This is a genomic window from Pseudomonas sp. LPB4.O (assembly GCF_038383825.1).
GTDB lineage: Bacteria > Pseudomonadota > Gammaproteobacteria > Pseudomonadales > Pseudomonadaceae > Aquipseudomonas > Aquipseudomonas putida.
This window is the reverse complement of the sequence record NZ_CP151298.1, coordinates 3,677,490-3,696,714: the sequence shown is the minus strand read 5'-3', so window position 1 is coordinate 3,696,714 and position 19,225 is coordinate 3,677,490. Positions and strand designations below refer to the sequence as shown.

Genomic DNA, 19,225 nt, shown 5'->3' with positions numbered 1-19,225 from the left:
CAACAACAAGAGGAACATGAGCATGCAGCCTTTCAGTTTTGCCACCACCCCTCATCTGCTGTGCGAACCCGGTGCCGCCGGGCGCCTGGCGCAGCTGTGCCAGCAACGCGGCGTGCGCCGTGTGCTGATCGTGACCGACCCGGGCATTGTCAACCTGGGCATGCTCGATGATTTACTGCCAGGGTTCACCCAGGCTCACCTGAGCGTGGCGATCTTCGGTGAGGTCAGCGCCGACCCCAGCCATGCCTGCGTGCTGGCCGCGGTGGGCCGGGCGCGGCATATCGGCGCCGAGCTGATCGTAGGTTTCGGTGGCGGCAGCTCCATGGATGTCGCCAAGCTGGTGGCGCTGCTGGCACACCCCGCCTGTGACCAGACCCTGGAGGCGGTCTATGGCATCGACCAGGCCAAGGGCCAGCGCCTGCCACTGATCCAGGTGCCGACCACCGCCGGGACCGGCTCCGAGGTCACCCCGGTCGCCGTGATCACCACCGGCGAGGCGGCCAAGATGGCGGTCATTTCGCCGCTGTTGCTGCCTGACCTGGCGCTGCTCGACGCCGAGCGCACCCTGGGCCTGCCACCGGCGATCACTGCGGCCACCGGTATCGATGCCATGGTCCATGCCATCGAGGCCACCACCAGCCGGTTCAAGCGCAACCCGGTGTCCAGCCTGTTGGCCCGCGAAGCGTTGGGGCTGCTGGCCGGCAACCTCGACCAGGCGGTACACAACGGTGGCAACCTGGCGGCGCGCCAGGCCATGCTGCTGGGCGCCTGCCTGGCCGGGCAGGCATTTGCCAACGCGCCGGTGGCGGCGGTGCATGCGCTGGCTTACCCGCTGGGGGCGCGCTACCACGTGCCGCACGGGCTGGCCAATGCGCTGGTGCTGCCCCACGTGATGCGCTTCAACCGGCGCGAGGCGTTCGCCGACTATGCGGCATTGGCGCCGGCACTGCTGGGCGAGCGCCTGGTGCCTGGCGACCCCCATGACCTGTGCAGCCAGTTCATCGATGAGCTTGCGCAGCTCGCGCCACGCTGCGGCCTGCCCAGCCGGCTGCGTGATGTCGGTGTACCGCGGCACAGCCTGCCGCTGCTGGCCGAGGATGCCCTGCAACAGCAACGGCTGCTGGTCAACAACCCGCGCAAGGTCACCCTTGCCGATGCCTTGGCCCTCTACCAGGCGGCGTTCTGACCATGGCCAGGGAGCGCCCGCTGCGCGGCGCCTACCGCCACTTCCAGCCGATCACCACGCGCTGGCATGACAACGACGTGTATGGGCATGTGAACAACGTCGTCTATTACGGGTTTTTCGACAGTGCCGTGAATACCTGGCTGATCGAACATGCCGGCCTGGATATCCACCACGACCCGGTGGTGGCCTACGTGGCCGGGTCCGCCTGCGACTATTTTGCCGCCGTTGCCTTCCCGCAACGCATCGAAGTGGGCATCGCCGTGGAGCGTCTGGGCAACAGTTCGGTGCACTACACGCTGGCCGTGTTCGTCGAGGGCGAACCTGAAGCCTGCGCGGCCGGCCGTTTCACCCACGTTTTCGTCGACCGTCGCGACAACCGCCCGGTCGCCATCCCCGCCAGGCTGCGCAGCGCTCTCGGCAGCCTGATCGCGTCGCCCGACCCATCCAGCCATAACGAACCGGCATGGCATTGATCCGAAGACGCTATTTGTGAGGGGCGTTCAACCTGCCTGATACTTCTGGTCACCGACACCGCCGGCCTGGGCGGCCGGCGCGTCCGCGCTGAACCCATCATTTCCCTCTCTAATAAAACAACAAGAGGTTAAGAGTGAGCGCAACCCTACTTTTCTGCCGGCGCCGCGCGCCGCTGGCGGCACTGTGCTGCCTGCTCGCCACCCCGGTGGCGGGCGTGCAATTCGACGTTGGCCCGTTACAGGGGCGTTTCGACTCGGCCCTGTCGTTCGGCAGCGCAGTCAGCACCGCCAACCCCGACAAACAGCAGTTGCAGGCGGCCAATGGCAACGACGGGCGACGCAACTACCGGGCGGGCGATGTGTTCTCGGCGATCTTCAAAGGCACCCACGACCTGGAGCTGCGGCGCGACAACCTCGGTGTGTTCCTGCGCGGCAGCTACTGGTACGACACCGCGCAGCGTGACCACAGCCAGCGCGCAGTCGATATCGACGACCACGATCGCCAGGTATCGGCGAAAACCGCAGGCGCGGAGCTGCTCGATGCCTTCGCCTATGCCCTCTACGACATCGACGGCGAGCCCGGTTCGCTGCGCCTGGGCAAACAGGTGGTCAATTGGGGGGAAAGCCTGTTCATCCAGGGCGGGCTGAACGTGATCAACCCTTTCAACCAGGCGGCGCTGCGTCGGCCAGGCTCCGAGGTGAAAGACGCCCTGGCGCCGGTCAACCTGGTGTATGTCACGCAAAACCTCAACCAGGCGCTGTCTTTCGACGCCTTTTACCAGCTGGACTGGGAACAGGCCCGGCTGGACAACTGCGCAACGTTCTTTTCCGGCAACGACTTCATGCCCGAGGGCTGCCGGGGCCTGGATGTCGGCGGGCAGATGGTCACCAACCCGGCCGTTTCGCAGGCCCTGGCCCCGTTCGGTGTGACGCTGACGGAGGAGGGCGTGCGGGTGCCCCGGGGCGCCGACCAGGATCCGCGCAATGGCGGCCAATGGGGTTTTTCGCTGCACTGGTACGTCGAACGGCTGGATACCGAGTTCGGCCTGTTCGCCGCCAACTACCACAGCCGCTCCCCCTACCTGGGCACGGTCAGCAGCCGCTACTACGCCAATACGGGTTTTGCCAGGGAGCTGTGCGGCAATGTCGGTGTGGCGCTGGCCAACTGCGGCGCCTTCCTGGCTTCCAGCAACGGGCAGACCCTGGCCGGTGCATTGCGCATGGGCACTTCCCGATACCAGGCGCAATACCCGGAGGACATCCGCCTGTACGGCCTCACCTTCGCCACCACCCTGCGCAACGGTACCGCCGTGCAAGGGGAGGTGAGCTATCGGCCGAACATGCCGGTACAACTCAACGGCAACGATGTGTTGCAGTCGTTGCTCAATGCCCCCGGCCGCAGCCCGCTGAACGCCGATGGTCTGCGCCCGGCAACCGACAGCACGCCGTTCGACGGTTACCGGCGCAAGCAGGTTACCCAGGCCCAGGTGTCGGCCGTGCAGGCGTTCAGCCAGGTCATGGGCGCCAACCAGCTGCTGCTGATGGGCGAGGTGGGCGCCACCTATGTCGGTGGGCTGGAGGGGCGTTTCGGGGCCCGGTATGGCCGCTCCGGTGCCTATGGCAACGGCGAACTGGCCGACAACAGCCTGTGCCTGGCGATTTCGAAAAGCCCGGGCGACTGCAACGGCGAGGGTTTTGTCACGCCTTTCTCGTGGGGGTACCGGCTGCGCGCGACCTGGAGCTACCCGAACCTTGTCCAGGGCCTGGACATTCGCCCCAGCCTGGCCTGGGCCCATGACGTCAAAGGCTACTCACCCGCTGACGGCTCGGCCTTCAACGAAGGCTCGCGCTCCATCAGCCTGGGCGTGGACGTCAGCTTGGCCACTCAGTACTGGGCAAGCCTGGCCTACACCGATTACCTCGACGGCGATTACGGCACCCGCGGCGACCGCGATTATGTCGCGTTCAGTGTGGGTGCCAATTTCTAGTACAACCAAGGAGCAAGACAATGTCCAAGCGCAGCATGCAGCCATCATCCGCCAACCTGCCCGGCATCGCCCTGATACTGGCCGGTGCGCTGGCACCAGGGCTGGCGGTCGGGGCACCGACCGGGCAGGGCGTGATGCAGGGGTTCCCACCAGCACCGGAATTGCGCGTCAACCAGGCCAACGCCTTTCAGCCACCGTACTTGCGCTGGTCCATGCGCCACGCCCGCGAGGTGTCGCCCACCCGTGGCATCGGCCGCGCGGCCACACCGCTGGCTTTGGCCGAAGGCAGCGCGGCGGCGCTCGACCAACTGGCCTTCCGCGCCGGCGACCAGCCGTTGACCCTGGCCGGTTACCTTCAGCAAACCAGCACCGACGGCTTGATCGTGCTGCATCAGGGCAAGGTGGTGTATGAGCATTATCTGGAAGGGTTCCAACCCGGCCAGGCGCATATCTGGGCGTCAATGACCAAGTCGGTCACCGGCCTGATCGCCGCCCAGTTGATCGCCGAGGGTGCGCTGGACCCGCAGCGCACACTGGCGCATTACGTGCCGGAACTGCGCGGCACGCCGTTCGGCGAGGCGACGGTGCAGGCCAACCTGGACATGCAGGTGGCGGTGGAGTACCCACCACAGATGCCGCCGGACCTCGGCCTGTTTGCCGCCACCGGCCTGATACCGCGGCGCGAGGGCATGCCAGGGGATATCTACAGCTTCCTCCAGCAGGTGCAGCAGGCGCCGCACGCGGGTAGCCAGGCGCCGTTCTTCTACCAGAACGGCTCACCGGAAGCGCTGGCATGGGCGTTGCGGCGCATCACCGGGCTCAACTGGGCGCAACTGGTCGAGCAGCGCTTGTGGTCACGCTTCGCCGAGGACGATGCCTACGTGCAGGTCGACCCGCTGGGCACCGAAATGGCCAGTGGCGGCATCAGCTGCAACCTGCGTGACACCGCCCGCTTCGCCGAGCTGGTGCGCCGCGAACTGGCCCGCGATGCCAAGGGCGACAGCTTCAACCAGGCGGTGCACAGCACATTCCAGCCTGCGGACCCGGCGGTGTTCGCCCAAGGCAACCTCGGCCCCGGCCGCCCGGGTTACGGCTACCGCAATTACTGGTACCAGAAGAACGACGGTGACGGTTCGGTCGAGGCCAGTGGGCGCTTCGGTCAGAAAATCTATATCAACCCCCGCCGCGAAGTGGTGATCGTGAAGCTGTCAGCAACGGCCGATCAGGCCCGGCGCGCCACCCGTGCCGACGGCGAGGTAAAAGCCCCTGCGCGCGTCGTCGACTCGCCCGCTGCGTTCAACAGCATGGTGGGTGCGGTGCTGGCGGCCTTGCCGGGTTAAAGTGTCTTTACTGCAATTGAACCTGGCATCGTGACTGGAGGCGTTGCAATGACAAAGACCGTTGTGAAATCCCGCTTCGAAGCAACGCTTCTTCGTCCGGCAAACCCTGGGAATGATTCGTCATGGGCCTTCGTGGTCCTGCCAAAAGAGGCAAGTGCACGGCTTCCCAGGCGAGGAAGGACCACAGTTGAAGGCACAATGAATGGATACCCTTTCCAGGCAACCCTTGAACCGGATGGTCAACTGAGCCATTGGCTGCAGATCAGCGCTGCGTTACTAGAAGCTGCAAATGCGGCCATTGGGGACATCGTTGAACTGGAGTTGACCCCGGTCAAGAAAGAGCCCGAACCTGACATCCCCCCCGATTTTCAGGAGGCACTGGCAGCCACGCCTGAGGCGCGTCTGGTCTGGACCAATACGACGACCCTCGCACGAGTAGACTGGATACACTGGATCACGTCAGCCATGCAGGCCCACACGCGGGCAAAACGAATAGCCAACGCATGCGATATGCTTGCCTCCGGCAAGAAGCACGTTTGCTGTTTCGACCCGTCTGGTTACTACAGCAAGGCCTTGCGTGCGCCTGAGGCGCAAGATTGATAAATGCCGCCGCAGGTGGAAATCCTGAAGCACCAAGGGTCAAGCACCCCATCCAACATGGCTCGATAGCGGCAAGCATACTCATGGATCGAAAAGCAAACCCGTCATGCACTGCTGATTGGGTCATACGCAGCACTACGCCTGGCAGCGTGGAGCGTATCGAAGCCTGGTTTGGTGGCCATGGCTACGACCCGCATCGTCACGACACGTACTCGATAGGCCGTACCCTTGCCGGTGTTCAGAGCTTTCACTACAAGGGGGCGCTGTGCCACGGCGTGCCAGGCAACACACTGGTGCTGCACCCGGATGAAGTACATGACGGCATGGCCGGCACGGAGGTGGGCTTTCGCTACCGGATGGCCTATATCGACCCGTCGTTGATCCAGAACGTGCTCGGGGGCGAACCGTTGCCTTTCATCGCTGGCGGGCTCTCTTGCGACCCCCGTTTGTATCGCGCCAGCGAGGCGTTCGTACAAGCCTTGGACCATCCTCTGGAAACACTGGAGGAGCAGGACGCCGTGTATGACCTGGCAATGGCGCTGCGTGCCGTGGGCGGTAAGCCACGTGGCCGCAAACGTCTGGATTACCGCAGCGCCGAGCGAGCCAGAGCGTTCATCATGGAGCATCTGCACGTAGGCATCACGCTGGAGATGCTCGAACAGGCCAGCGGGCGTGAGCAATGGAGCTTGTCGCGGGACTTTCGCGCCCTGTACGGCACCAGCCCTTACCGGTTTGTCACGCTACGGCGCCTGGATTGTTTACGCAGGCTGATCCTGGATGCTTCACCCTGGTCGATGCCGCCCTCGCCGCAGGGTTTCACGATCAAAGCCACATGACCCGGCACTTCACTCGCACCTACGGCGTGCCACCCCTGCGTTGGCTGGAACGCTTGCGTGCTTCTCGCTGAGGTGCAGGATCGTGCAAGAAAGGCGTGTTTCCCATTCGATAGGCTGGTCGCTCCAACTAGAGAGGATCTGCCATGTCCGGCATACATCAGCAATGCGTACCGCAACCTGTGAACCTGACTCAAAAAGCTTCGCTTATCGAGCAGCAGTGGAGTCCACGGGTGGTCGCGGAAATGAACGACTACCAATTCAAGGTGGTTCGCATCGAAGGTGAATTCATTTGGCACTCGCACCCCGAGACCGATGAAGCGTTTCTGGTACTCGAAGGCCTCTTGCGCATCGATCTCCCAGAGGGCTGCGTGCATGTGAAGCCGGGCGAGCTGTATGTGGTGCCGCGTGGTGTAGAGCACAGAACAGCAGCAGAGACGGAGACGAAACTCATGATGATCGAGCCGCGAGGCGTGTTGAATACCGGTCATGAAGGCGGGGAGCGAACGGCTGTGAATGACGTTTGGATCTGAGTTGACGTCTGTAATATTGGCTAGCTGCCTTCAGGTCTGAAGCGGACACCTATCCGGCATGGAGGGGCCGCTTCGCGATCGACCGCTTTCGACCCATAGCGGACGTTCTGCCACCAATGCTAGGTAAATTATTAATCTCTATGAGCTGAGGGCGAACATTTGCGTGCACAAGGATGTATAGCGGGTAGTTAATCAGCCGCTTGAGAGTGCCCCCAAGAACCTCGTATCATTGCGAATGATTAACACCTGCACTTTATTCTGATCACGGAAGCGAGGAGCCATCGTGTTGCCTTCCCCTGCTATCGCACCTGAAACACGCGAGCGTATCGCTGGTCTTTACCGTGATCATCACCTCTGGCTTCTTAGTTGGCTGCAACGGCGGCATCACTTCGGTGACCAGGCCTCCGACGTCGCACAGGACACCTTCTTGCATGCGATTCTGCGCCCGCAGCAGATTGCCGGGTTGCGACAACCCAGGGCTTGGTTGAGCAGCGTAGCGAGAGGGCTATTGATCGACCGCTATCGCCGGCAAAAGCTTGAGGCCGCCTATCTGCAGGCGCTGGCGCAGTTGCCTGAGGCTGAAGTGCCCTGTGCTGAGCGACAACTGATGCTGTTGGAGACGCTGATGCAGATCGACGCCATGCTTGACGGCCTTGGACCGAAGGTACGCATGGCGTTTCTGCTGTCGCGCCTGGAGGGGCTCAACTACCAAGAGATTGCCGTCCGCCTGGAGGTCAGCCTGAGCAGTGTTGAGAAGTACATGGCCAAGGCCATTCGTCACTGCTACCAGCTCACACTCGAAACATGACAGACAAGGTCCTCGATCAAGCCATCGACTGGCTGGTGAAACTCGAGTCCTCACAACACGCTCCGAGCGTGAGTGCAGCGTGCATGGCTTGGCGTCAGGCGGATCCAAGGCATGAGGCACGCTGGCAAGCCCTGCTGGAGGCTCAAGCCTGTTTCCCACTCGCGCGAGAGTTACCGCCTGGTGTCGCAATCACTACATTGGGTAATCAGGGGCGCCGCACGGCAATCAAGGCGCTCGGCTTGGGCCTTCTTGGCCTGGGCATGGCGGGTGGTGCCTTGCAGCAGTCGCCGTGGCGCACCAGTTTCGCCGATTACAGCACCAACACCGGCGAGCGGCTCCGCTTCGTACTGGCCGACGGCAGTACGGTGCAACTCGACAGCAGGAGTGCCGTGGATGTAAGGCTCGATTCGCGCGAGCGCCGAATCACACTGCGAGAAGGACAGGCGTACGTACAAACGGCCCTCGGCGCGTTGCAGCGCCCGCTATGCGTAACTACGGCGCAAGGGCGCTATGAGACTACCGACGCAGCCTTTAGCCTTTGCCAGGAAAACGGCTACACGCGGTTGACCGTTGACCAGGGCAGTGTTGCCGTTCTGTTTCCGGGCCAGGCGTCAGCACAGGCGCATGCCGGGCAGCAATGGCGCATCGACAGGGCCGGCCCCCAACTTGTCGAGCGGCCGACATTCGAGGGCTCTGCCTGGGTTCGTGGCGTGTTGATCACCCAGGACATGCTCCTGCCAGACCTGGTCGAGCAGTTGGCTCGCCAACGTGTAGGCTGGGTGGGTTGTGACCCTGCCGTGGCTGGGCTGAAGATCTCTGGCGTATTTCAGCTCGACGATACAGACAATGCCCTGCGCACCCTGACCCACACGCTGCCTGTACGCCTGGTCTGGCGTACGTCGTTGTGGGTACGCATCGTTCCCGCCTGAAAAAAATGCCGGGTTATTTACGGGATTTCGCCGGCTCCTTCGACAAGAAGAAAAAGCCCGCACTTTTCAGGAGCCACAACTCGATGGATCTGCTATCCCGTTACTGTCCCGCCTTGCTTGCCCAGGCCATCTGCATTGGCACGATGTCCAGCCTCTGCCAAATGGCTCAGGCGCAGCAACCTGCACAGCTCTATAACTTGCCCGCAGCACCACTGGCCCAGGCGTTGAACCGCTTTGCCGAGCAGTCCGGCATCAGTCTGCCGTACACTCCGAACATGGTCGAAGGCAAACAGGCACAAGCAGTCAACGGCGAGATGCCTGCTGACATGGCACTTCACCTGCTGCTAGAGGGCACCGGTTTGACAGCAACGCAGGCCGCGGATGGCAACTGGTCCTTGCAACCGCTGACAAATGACGGCGGATCTGCACTGGAACTGGGCAGTATCCTCATCGAAGGTCAGGGCATGGGCATGATGACCGAGAATACCGGCTCGTACACCACTGAGAAGGTCAGTATCGGCTCCAAGACCCCGACAAGCCTGCGGCAAACACCGCAATCGGTGTCGGTGATCACCCACCAGGTCATCGAAGAGCAGCGTATGACTGACCTTGCCGATGCTATGAAGATTACCCCCGGCATCACGGTGAAGAACAACAACTTCCGCCTTTCGGATTTTTACTCGCGCGGCTTCAAGGTAGAGAACATCCAGATTGACGGTGCTGCACCGATGGCCTTGGGTACTACGTCGGGCAGCTTCTACTCGAACAAGAACTACGACATGGTCGAGTTCGACCACGTAGAAATACTGCGGGGTTCGTCCGCCCTGTTCGGTGGTACCGGTGACCCGGGTGGCATGATCAACCTGGTGCGCAAACGCCCTCTGGACACCTACCAGCTCAAGGTCGACCTGTCGGCCGGCAGCTGGGACAACTACCGCACCCAGTTCGACGTCACTGGCCCGTTGGGTTTCGACGGCAAACTGCGTGGTCGCTTGGTAGCCGCCTACACCGACCGCCAGTATATGCTCGACGACCGTGCCACTGAAAAACCGATCGTCTACGGTATTCTGGAGGCCGACATCACGCCAGACACCATGCTGACCGTCGGTGGCCGCACCGAGCGCATTCACGAAACCGGTTCCGGCACTGGCTTGCCGCGCTATGCCACCGGCGCCGACCTGGGCCTGTCGCGCAACACCAGCCTGACCGAGAGCTGGGCCTATCTGGATGGCCGCTCACAGGAGGTGTTCGCCAAGGTCGACCACAAGTTCAATGACGACTGGAAAGCCAACGTCACCTACACCCAGACCCTGGACTCCGGCTTCGGCAAGAGTGCGTTCAACTTCGGTTCGGTCAACCCGGTCACTCTCGATGGTCCGGCCTGGAGCGGCAACGTCAACCAGTACCGCAGCGACCAGAAGCTTTGGGATGCCAACATCGCCGGTAAATTCCAGGCATTCGACCTGCATCATGAGTTCCTCATGGGAGTCGACTATCAAAAAATTACCAGCCAGTGGGAAGGCACCATGCAGTCGGCCGGTTCCGGTGGCGGCATCGACGTGTTCGACCCAAGCTCCACGCCGTGGCCGATGCCGGCGACTAACAAAGATTTCTACCGCGACTACAGCCCTAACACCCAGACCCAGTACGGCCTGTACTCCACCCTGCGCCTTCAACTGGCCGAGCCGTTGCACTTGATCGTCGGTGCCCGGGCCCAGCGCTACAAGTTCGAGCAGCTGTACCGCGCGCGCAGCAACGGTGTGTGGAGCGTACAGTCCGACATCGACACCCGCGAGCCCACGAAGCTGGTGCCCTACGGGGGCCTGGTCTACGACCTGAACGACGAGTGGTCGACCTACGTCAGCTATTCCGAGATCTACAAGCCGCAGCAGAACAAGCTGCAAGGTCCACTGCCAGGCAGCTCGATCGAAGCGATGAAGGGCAAGACCTACGAAACCGGGATCAAGGGCGAGCTGTTCAATGGTGCGGTGAATGTTTCGTTTGCGCTGTACTACACCAAGCGTAACAACGAGGCGGTGGTCGACCCGAACTACACGCTCACCAACGTGCTGTTCGGTGGCAACTGTTGTTACCTGACCCAAGGCGAAGTGGTCAGCAAGGGTATCGACATGGAACTGACCGGCGAGATCCTTCCGGACTGGAATGTGCTGGCCGGCTACACCTACAACAACAATCGCAACCGCCAGGACAACACTGCGTTCAGCAGCATTACGCCTAAGCACCAGTTCAAACTGTGGAGCACCTACCAGCTGCCCGGCCAGTTCCACGACTTCAAGGTCGGTGGTGGCGCGATCGTGCAGAGCGCGAATCTGGTCAACGGTACCGCCAGTGTGATCGACAGCGCCGGTAATGTGCTGCGCAACGAAGCCTACGACTACCGTCAGGGCGGTTACGCGGTGTGGAACGCGCTCGTCGAGTACAAGATCGACGATCACTGGACCTTGGCCTACAACGCTAACAACATCTTCGACAAGACCTACTACGCAACGTTAGGTTCTTCGGCGTCTGGCAACTGGTATGGCGAAAAGCGCAATCACATGCTGACCCTTCGTGGCACATTCTGGTAAGTGGTGACTGATTATCTGGAGGGGCTGTAGGGGGTAAGATTCAAAGCTTCCCACTGGCCGCTTTGGGTCGAAAGCGGTCAGTCGGTCGCGACCGGCTGCTGTCGACCCAGCGCTGCCCTCCGTCGAGGACAGCAGCCGTCCCTGTTCGTGTTGAGCCCGCTGACATAGAGAGGATTTGAACACATCGCCAGGAAATGTTGCTTGAGGCAGGAGGTATAGGATAGCTGTTGAATGCGTACGTTCAGCCGGCATACGCCGCAGAGGTTGTTACTCAGGCTTCATGCAAACTGTTGACGACGAGCTCGTTCACCGTGGAATCATGTTCGCTGTTCTGCATTCTACCGATACCGCCAGGCCGGTCCTCGAACAAATCGATTGGACCCAAACATTGCAAATAGCCCAATCCATGAGCTGATAGTGAACGCCTCCGGCCTACAGCTGGGCCACGGAGACAGCAGCATTCCTGGTTATTGCTCGAGCTGCCGGCAGTTGCCCACCGGCTTGCGAGGTGGTGATCAAAATGTTAGCGACAATTCCTTATGCCGCTGGCCGCTTTGGGTTGAGCACCCTACGATTCCGCTTCCCACCGGCGGAAAAGCAGAGAAGCGTTCACGCCTCCGAATCCAAATCCATTTGACAACGCGTATTCAATCGCCATGGATGAGGGGCTGCCTTTTACTATCTGCAGTCCCTGAGCCAAGTCATCAGACTCCTCAAGATTTAGGGTTGCGGGTGCAACTTGATCGCGTAACGCGAGGACGGTGAATATCGCTTCTATTCCTCCCGCCGCACCCAGCAAATGCCCTGTTGCCGATTTAGTGGCGCTGATGGCGAGGCCCTGCGATTCTCCAAATACTGCTCTGATTGCAGTCAGCTCCCCTTTGTCGCCAACCGGGGTGGAGGTGGCGTGAGCATTTAGGTGCTGCACCTGATTTGGTTGTACACCGCCCTGCTTAAGGGCCTGCAGCATTGACCTACGAGCACCGTCAGCGTCTTCTGGACCGGAGGTGATGTGGTAAGCATCGGATGACGTTCCATAGCCTACCAATTCTGCGATTGGCTTAGCTCCGCGGGCCAGGGCATGTTCCAAATCTTCGATTACCAGAACGCCAGCTCCTTCCCCCATGACAAATCCGTCGCGTGCTTGGTCAAACGGACGCGAAGCGCATGTTGGATCGTCATTGAAGGAAGAGGACAGAGCACGAGCGGCGGCAAATCCAGCCATGCTCACACGATGGATCGCAGCCTCAGCCCCACCACAGACGGCCACGTCGACTTCACCCGCCCGGATCATTCTTGCCGCATCACCTATCGCTTGAACCCCTGCAGCGCATGCCGTGACGGGAGCTCCCAAGGGGCCTTTAAGCTGATGTTTGATGGCAATGTGTCCAGCAGCCAAGTTGCATAAAAAAGATGGGATCGTGAATGGCGATAAGCGTTTTGGACCCTTGCTGTCTGTCGTCCTGACCGCATCCGCGATCGCAGGAAAACCGCCGATTCCGGAGGCTATGATCGTCGCAGTGCGCTCTTTTTCTTCGGCGGTAACAGGGTGCCAACCGGACTGTTGTAACGCCTCATCGGCGGCGGCAAGTGCAAACAGAATGAAACGATCCATCTTCCGCTGTTCCTTCGGCGAGACCACCGAATCTGGATCAAATCCAGCCTCAGGGTCCTGCGTACAGTCTGGTACTTGGCCGCCAATCCGAACTGAGAGATCACCGATCAGGTCCTCAGGAAGCGTGCTAATCCCAGATCTACCCGAGAGAAGCCTGCTCCAGACTGCTTCCACGCCGCAGCCAAGCGGCGAGACAGCACCCATTCCGGTTACCACTATTCGTCTGCTCATACTTTTTTACCTTCTGCGTTTGGTAGAATCCCTAGGTTGACGCCACTATCATTATGAAAGTAACAGGTGGCAGAATTTTTCCCTACCCCCCAGGACATTTCAAATGCAACACAAAACGTTCGAGCGTTCTGAATGCCCCATCGCCCAGGGACTGGAGCGCGTTGGCGAGTGGTGGAGCATGTTGATCATGAGGGACGCGCTGCAGGGGTTTACACGCTTCGACGAGTTCTCACGCAGCTTGGGAATCCCGCCCAATACCCTGACTAGGCGCCTCGGAGCCCTTGTGGAAGCTGGGTTGCTTGAACGGCGGGCTTACTGCGAAAAGCCCTTACGCTATGAGTACGTACCCACCGAGAAGGGCCGCGATTTGAAGATCGTTCTGGCAGCACTCGTGGCGTGGGGAAACAAACATTTTGCTCCTGAAGGTCCAAGCATCCAGGTGATAGCGCGATCAACTGGTGAGGTACTTGAGCCGCAAATGGTGAGCGAGGCCACACGCCAATCGGTTGATTTGGATGCCTGCGAATTTGTGGCCGGCCCTGCAGCCAGCGAGGGCATGCGCATGCGGCTTAAGTCCTTAGCTGAACGCACGGAAAGTTGAGAGCGTGCTGCGAGCCTTGACGGCATGCGCTCTCTCTGTGCCGCCGGAGGCGAAGTGTTCGAGCTAGACGCTTCAGCCTGCGCATTCAGAATGAGCGTATCTGAGTCCAAGAAAAGCGTGGATTCGTCCGATTCTAAAGTTGCTCGCTTCGTCAGACTGCCAGCAGGTCTTTAAGGAGGACTTCCCATGACTTCTTTCGTGTTTGCTCCCAGCGTCATTCCGTCCCTGGCCGTACAAGGCTCAACGTCCCGCTTTCCCATCCGTCGCGTGCTCTGCGTTGGCAGAAATTACAGCGAACATGCCCGTGAGATGGGCCACGACCCAGATCGTGAGCCTCCATTTTTTTTTGCCAAGCCCAATGATGCCGTCGTACCTGCTGAAGGGCTAATCCCATATCCGCCGTTGACGTCGGAACTTCATCACGAGGTCGAGCTGGTAGTAGCGATTGGTACCGGCGGATTTGAGATTGCTGCTGATGATGCCTTGAGCCATGTATGGGGCTATGGCGTGGGCATCGACCTTACGCGGCGTGATATTCAGGCACTTGCCAAAAAAATGGGTCGGCCTTGGGATTGGGCTAAAGGCTTTGATGCGTCCGCACCATGCTCAGCGCTGCAACCAGTCACAGCGGTAGGGCACCCAGATTCAGGCGCGATCTGGCTAAAGGTCAACGGTGAGGAACGTCAACGCGGAGACCTGCAGGATCAGATCTGGTCCGTGAGCGACATCATCAGTTACGCGTCGCGCTCGATCATTCTTAGCCCAGGCGATCTTATATTCACGGGTACTCCAGCGGGAGTCGGGTCACTGAGCCAAGGTGATCATATTTCTGCCGGGGTGGAAGGCATCGCGTCCCTGAGTTTCACGATCGGCTCTCCATAACGCTTGGATGATCACGTTGGGCTCGCTACATTTGAGCATCTGCTTTAGAGATGCAGCCATGTTAAGCAAGCCTCCAGTGCTCACTTATGGAATGCGGCAGCGCAGTGATCATCTAGATTTCTATATTCGAGACCAGCGGGGTCGCCCCCCGCTGACTCAGCCTCATAGGCATGAGTATTTTCAGATTCAGATCAACCTGGGTGGCGACACCCTGCAGCATATAGGGGGCGCGGTTCGCCCATTCCCTCAACGTACGCTGGCCTTTATTCTCCCTCATCGCTTGCACCTGATTCCTCACCCAGCGGAAAGCGAATTCCTGCTGTTAAATTTCAGCCAGCATTTCTTCTTGCCGCATGTCACATGCGACCCGCTCGATCTTGAAGATTTATCCACAGAGCTTTTCCCGGAACTCGCCCCCTTCCGCTTCCAAGAGCACCTCGACTTCCAATTCAGTGAGGCTCAGTTCAATGAGGTGCACGCCCTCCTGGACTTGATGCGCGCGTGCAACAACCAACGGAGCTTCGGTTCTGTCACGAAATTGAGAGGGTATCTGCTGCAACTGATAGGCCTGGTTTGCGAAGTTTTCTCAATCGACCTACAGAGGTTGGCCAGCACTGACAGCGTCAAGCGGGGGCGTCGAGATGCACTGGGTCGCGTTCGTGCGTATATCAATGACCATTTACATGATCCTGCGATTTCGCTCAAAGCCGCGGCGGCTGCGGCATTCCTATCACCTAACTACCTGACTCACCTGCTACGTAAGGAGACGGGTAAACCGTTCTCGCAGCTACTACTCGAGCGAAGAATGCAGCTGGCGAGGACTTTACTTTTGACCAGTAACGAACCGGTAGGCCTGATTGCTACCGCTTGCGGATTTGCAGACGAGAGCTATTTTTCGCGCTGTTTCCGCAAGGCCCATGGGTTGGCACCAGGTCAATTCCGACGGGAAAAGCAAGCTGCCAACTAGTCCAGCTGTTCGATCAACCAATCGCGAAAAACTGCCATTGGTCGGTATGCGGCTTTATGTGGGGGGATGACCAGGTAGTAAGCGGTGCCCGTGGGTGAATTCGATTCGAACGGGATCCTCAGCGTGCCATTTGCCAGTTCATCACGGACAAGAAATCTAGGTACCAAGCCAACACCAATTCCAGAAGAAACTGCCTGGATCAGGTGGGTCGTCAATTCGAAATGAGGGCCAAGGCGGAGTCGATCTGTCTTGGCGCCTTGGCATTTGAACCACTCAAGCCATAGGTTTGGACGAGCCGCGACGCGTAATAGCAGGGCTTTGCGTAGATCTTCGATCGATTTGTAGCGTTCGGCAATCTCCTGGTCTCCACCCACGACGGGGACCAGATCTTCGTCGACCAGCTTATGCGCATTCAAGCCGTGCCACAGGCCGTCACCCACGCAAATTGCGGCATCCAGACTCGTGCCCGTAAACTCGACTGTGCCCACGCGTGAATGGATATGGATCAGGATTTCCGGATAACGAGCATAGAAGTCGCTCAAGCGAGGGAGCAACCATTTACTGCCGAAGGCGGGTAAGACGGCAAGGTGCAGCGAGCCGCCTCCACTTCGGTAAGCGATAGCTTGCACCGTAGCATCGCGGATGCGTGCCAGTGCTCCGTTTACTTCTAATGAGTAGGTACGACCCACATCGGTGAGCGTGATGTGGCGACCGACCCTGTCAAACAGCTCTACGCCCAACAACTCTTCAAGCGACTGGACCTGTCGGCTGACGGCACTTTGGGACAAACTGAGCTCCTCAGCTGCCCGGGTGAAACTGCCATGCCTCGCGGAAGCCTCGAAAGCCAAAAGGGAAGACATCGAGGGATTAAGCGTGCGAGGGTTCATTGATTATTCCTGACACCGACTGTTTCGCGGGGAAGAGAGTCGGAATCAAGAGACCGACTACTGCCTCCACTTTACGGTAGAGGCAGCCGGACGCCAACGCTTAGCTCAGGGTCGCCTGAGCCCTGGAGTCGTAACGAGCTAGTCGGCGCAGAAGGTTATCCACTTCCTGACGAGCAGTGGCTGACATCGGACTTGCAGGTCGACGTTGGGCAGCACTGGTCAGAATCCCCCGCTTCATCATCACGTATTTCCTGACTGCCAGCCCAGCACCTGGCTGCTGCTCATAACGCAGCAGAGGAAGGTGGGCATCGAACAAGTCGTGTGCTTTGTCTTTCTCGCCTGCGGCGCTCAAACGCACGACGTCACAAAGCATGTCCGGGAAGGAATATCCGGTATTGGCACCGTCTGCTCCACGCTCGAGTTCGTAGTCCAAAAACAGTGCGTTGTTGCCACAGAGGATGGAGATGTGGCGCATCGATCCCTCGCTCTCAAAACGCCGCAGTGCACTGATTTTTTCCAGGCCAGGCCAATCTTCGTGTTTGAGCATGACGCAAGAAGGCAGGTCATTGACGATCCTGCGAATCACCGAGTTCGACATCTGCACGGAGAATGTAAGGGGGTAATCTTGAAGGACGAATGGCACATCGGCCCCGATCGCTTCTACAGCTTGGGCGTAGTAATTGACGATCTGGTCATCCGTGCGCAAGGTATTTGGTGGCGCGATCATCACACCTGCAGCACCACGCTCCATAACTTCACGAGTCAGGGTGCGCATCGACGCAAAGCCCGGAGCGGATACGCCGACAATAACTGGCATGTCACCAGCGCGCTTGATGACCTGGCTGGCGATGCTCAACGATTCGTCGGAATCGAGTTTAGGAGCCTCACCGAGTTGACCGAGTACGGTCAGACCCGTGCATCCAATTTCGTTGTAAAAGTCGACCATACGATCAATCGATAGAGTATCGATTGTACCGTCGTCCAGAAAGGGGGTTGGCGCAATGGGGTAGACGCCTTTTGCATTGGAATCAAATTTCATAGATTTTCCTCCGCCACCAGGCCGCGGCCTGCTCAGCGATCATTGTTGTTCTTTTAACCAGAGGTCGTAGCGGCGCTTCGATTCGTCATCGGGTGGATAGAGGCCAGGTAAAGGTGTTCCCGACTTAACCTCTAACATGACCCATTGCTCAAAGCGCTCTGTCGCCTGAGCTTGCTCAAGCACTTTGGAGACGAGCTCGCGGGGAATAACGACGGCGCCATCAGCATCACAGACGAGAGCGTCATACGGGCATACAGTGACGCCCCCGCAGTTAATGACTTCCTGCATGCCTACCAGCAACACGCCATCACCAGGCAAGGGGACTGAAGGCCCTGCGCACCACATAGGGAGACCACTTTCCCGAATCCCCTCTGCATCCCGTACTGCACCGTCCGTAACGAGGCCACGCACGCCGAGCTGATGCATGCGTAGACCAATAACGTCGCCCACCAGTCCAACGTCATCAATCCCGCTGCTGTCAGCAATCACAACGACGCCTTCAGGCATGGACTCAATGGCAGTGCGTGTATTCAGCGTGAGATTCAACCCAGTTCTGGAAGGAGCGAATCGCAAGGTGAAAGCGCTTCCGACTACCCGCATGGACGACTGTCCAGGCAAAGGCCTAGCACGACGAATCCAGACGTTGGTCACTCCTAGCTTCGAAAGTACCGAGCACAAGGTTGCAGTCGGTACTTTGGCCAGTTGATCACGCTGTTCAGCATTCAACATAGCGTTCGAATTCATGGCTCTTGCTCAGATGCTAGCGATCAAACCACCGTCAATACGGATAACAGAACCGGTGAGGTAGGCGGCCTGTACGCTGGAGAGGAAGGCAACCACATCGCCATATTCTTTTGGCTCGCCATACCGGCCGACTGCGATTGCTGCAGTACTTTCTTTGCTTACTTCCTCAACGCTGCGCCCCTCTCGTTTAGCTTTTGCTTCATCGAGGAAGGTGATGCGGCCGGTAGCGATACGACCAGGAAGCACGATGTTTACGGTGATGCCGTCGCCGCCAACTTCGCGTGCCAGCGTTTTGGACCAACCGACGAGAGAGAGGCGCAGTGCGTTGGATACGCCCAGGTTAGGGATCGGGGAAACCACACCCGAGGAGGTGCTGGTGATGATCCGACCCCAACCTCGGCTGCGCATGTTTGGCAGCACCCGATCGGTGATCTTGATAACCGACAGAACCATGCTCTGGAAGTGCGCGGTCCAGAGGTCCGCATCTTGGCTGTGGGCGGTAGTAGGAGGTGGGCCGCCGGTGTTATTCACGAGGATATCCACCGGGCCGTAATGCGATTCGATGTTGCTGACCTTGTCATTGATATCTTGCAGTCGAGCAAGGTCCCATTCTAGGGCATATGCCTCCAGTCCGGCCTGTTCAAGCGCGGAAACGGTGGTCTGCGCTGCATCGAGACTGATGTCGGCCACCACCACCCGCGCCCCTTCTTGCGCTAGGGATGTAGCGATGGCGCCGCCCAAGCCGCCTCCGCCGCCAAGGACCAATGCTGTTTTTTGTTTGAGTCCGAGATCCATTGTTATCTCCGCTGGCTGTCACCCCTGAATAGGGTGCTGCCATGCATGTTAGGAAGGTAAGAACTCCCGAACAAACGCGTATAACTCATGAACTACATGCGTTTTCGGTATGAATCGTTAGGCGTTGAGGCTCCTAAGCCCTGAATAATCGGCTGTTCAAGCCTTCTTGCATGTCATTACCACATG

17 protein-coding genes and 1 pseudogene are annotated in these 19,225 nt (G+C 59.5%); 13 read left to right on the top strand and 5 right to left on the bottom strand.

The window, feature by feature from the left end:
- Window positions 1-22 precede the first annotated feature (22 nt).
- The 10 genes and pseudogenes from MRBLPB4O_RS16640 (at window position 23) to MRBLPB4O_RS16595 (ending at window position 11,278) form a co-directional block, all read left to right on the top strand.
- Complete coding sequence (locus MRBLPB4O_RS16640) at window positions 23-1,186, top strand: iron-containing alcohol dehydrogenase (protein WP_341795950.1); 1,164 nt, start codon at window positions 23-25, stop codon at window positions 1,184-1,186.
- 2 nt (window positions 1,187-1,188) lie between these two features.
- Window positions 1,189-1,659, top strand: a complete 471-nt coding sequence (locus MRBLPB4O_RS16635) for a thioesterase family protein (RefSeq protein ID WP_341795949.1) — start codon at window positions 1,189-1,191, stop codon at window positions 1,657-1,659.
- Window positions 1,660-1,793: 134 nt separating this feature from the next.
- Window positions 1,794-3,647 (top strand): DUF1302 domain-containing protein, encoded by a 1,854-nt coding sequence (locus tag MRBLPB4O_RS16630; protein ID WP_341795948.1) that lies wholly within the window; start codon window positions 1,794-1,796, stop codon window positions 3,645-3,647.
- 20 nt (window positions 3,648-3,667) lie between these two features.
- Window positions 3,668-4,987, top strand: coding sequence for a serine hydrolase (locus tag MRBLPB4O_RS16625; protein WP_341795947.1), 1,320 nt, complete (start codon window positions 3,668-3,670; stop codon window positions 4,985-4,987).
- 48 nt (window positions 4,988-5,035) lie between these two features.
- Window positions 5,036-5,587 carry a YdeI/OmpD-associated family protein gene (locus tag MRBLPB4O_RS16620; protein ID WP_341795946.1) on the top strand — a complete coding sequence of 184 codons (552 nt, stop codon included), beginning with the start codon at window positions 5,036-5,038 and terminating at the stop codon, window positions 5,585-5,587.
- A gap of 83 nt (window positions 5,588-5,670) precedes the next feature.
- Window positions 5,671-6,494, top strand: a pseudogene (locus tag MRBLPB4O_RS16615) (AraC family transcriptional regulator).
- A gap of 72 nt (window positions 6,495-6,566) precedes the next feature.
- On the top strand, window positions 6,567-6,953 hold the full coding sequence (locus MRBLPB4O_RS16610) for a cupin domain-containing protein (protein ID WP_016486135.1): 387 nt from the start codon (window positions 6,567-6,569) through the stop codon (window positions 6,951-6,953).
- Between the two features lie 286 nt (window positions 6,954-7,239).
- Window positions 7,240-7,761 (top strand): sigma-70 family RNA polymerase sigma factor, encoded by a 522-nt coding sequence (locus tag MRBLPB4O_RS16605; protein WP_341798898.1) that lies wholly within the window; start codon window positions 7,240-7,242, stop codon window positions 7,759-7,761.
- Window positions 7,762-8,000: 239 nt separating this feature from the next.
- Window positions 8,001-8,690, top strand: a complete 690-nt coding sequence (locus tag MRBLPB4O_RS16600) for a FecR domain-containing protein (RefSeq protein ID WP_341795945.1) — start codon at window positions 8,001-8,003, stop codon at window positions 8,688-8,690.
- A 143-nt stretch (window positions 8,691-8,833) separates the two neighbouring features.
- Window positions 8,834-11,278, top strand: coding sequence for a TonB-dependent siderophore receptor (locus MRBLPB4O_RS16595; protein ID WP_341795944.1), 2,445 nt, complete (start codon window positions 8,834-8,836; stop codon window positions 11,276-11,278).
- 568 nt (window positions 11,279-11,846) lie between these two features.
- Here the strand turns inward: MRBLPB4O_RS16595 and fabF are convergent.
- Window positions 11,847-13,124, bottom strand: a complete 1,278-nt coding sequence (gene fabF / locus MRBLPB4O_RS16590) for a beta-ketoacyl-ACP synthase II (protein WP_341795943.1) — start codon at window positions 13,122-13,124, stop codon at window positions 11,847-11,849.
- 103 nt (window positions 13,125-13,227) lie between these two features.
- On the opposite strand from fabF, the gene MRBLPB4O_RS16585 reads away from it, so the two are divergent.
- The 3 genes from MRBLPB4O_RS16585 (at window position 13,228) to MRBLPB4O_RS16575 (ending at window position 15,574) form a co-directional block, all read left to right on the top strand.
- Window positions 13,228-13,725 (top strand): helix-turn-helix domain-containing protein, encoded by a 498-nt coding sequence (locus MRBLPB4O_RS16585; RefSeq protein ID WP_341795942.1) that lies wholly within the window; start codon window positions 13,228-13,230, stop codon window positions 13,723-13,725.
- Between the two features lie 186 nt (window positions 13,726-13,911).
- Window positions 13,912-14,607, top strand: a complete 696-nt coding sequence (locus MRBLPB4O_RS16580) for a fumarylacetoacetate hydrolase family protein (protein ID WP_341795941.1) — start codon at window positions 13,912-13,914, stop codon at window positions 14,605-14,607.
- A gap of 58 nt (window positions 14,608-14,665) precedes the next feature.
- A complete protein-coding gene (locus MRBLPB4O_RS16575; RefSeq protein WP_341795940.1) occupies window positions 14,666-15,574 on the top strand; it encodes an AraC family transcriptional regulator in 909 nt (302 codons plus the stop codon).
- On the opposite strand, the gene MRBLPB4O_RS16570 is transcribed toward MRBLPB4O_RS16575, so the two are convergent.
- The 4 genes from MRBLPB4O_RS16570 to MRBLPB4O_RS16555 form a co-directional block, all read right to left on the bottom strand.
- Window positions 15,571-16,461: a LysR substrate-binding domain-containing protein gene (locus MRBLPB4O_RS16570; protein WP_341795939.1), complete on the bottom strand. Its 891-nt coding sequence runs from the start codon at window positions 16,459-16,461 to the stop codon at window positions 15,571-15,573. The two genes, MRBLPB4O_RS16575 and MRBLPB4O_RS16570, sit on opposite strands and share 4 nt — an antisense overlap.
- A gap of 100 nt (window positions 16,462-16,561) precedes the next feature.
- Window positions 16,562-17,500 (bottom strand): dihydrodipicolinate synthase family protein, encoded by a 939-nt coding sequence (locus MRBLPB4O_RS16565; RefSeq protein ID WP_341795938.1) that lies wholly within the window; start codon window positions 17,498-17,500, stop codon window positions 16,562-16,564.
- 39 nt (window positions 17,501-17,539) lie between these two features.
- Window positions 17,540-18,244 carry a ribonuclease activity regulator RraA gene (locus MRBLPB4O_RS16560; protein ID WP_341795937.1) on the bottom strand — a complete coding sequence of 235 codons (705 nt, stop codon included), beginning with the start codon at window positions 18,242-18,244 and terminating at the stop codon, window positions 17,540-17,542.
- A 9-nt stretch (window positions 18,245-18,253) separates the two neighbouring features.
- Window positions 18,254-19,039 (bottom strand): SDR family oxidoreductase, encoded by a 786-nt coding sequence (locus tag MRBLPB4O_RS16555; protein ID WP_341795936.1) that lies wholly within the window; start codon window positions 19,037-19,039, stop codon window positions 18,254-18,256.
- Window positions 19,040-19,225 lie beyond the last annotated feature (186 nt).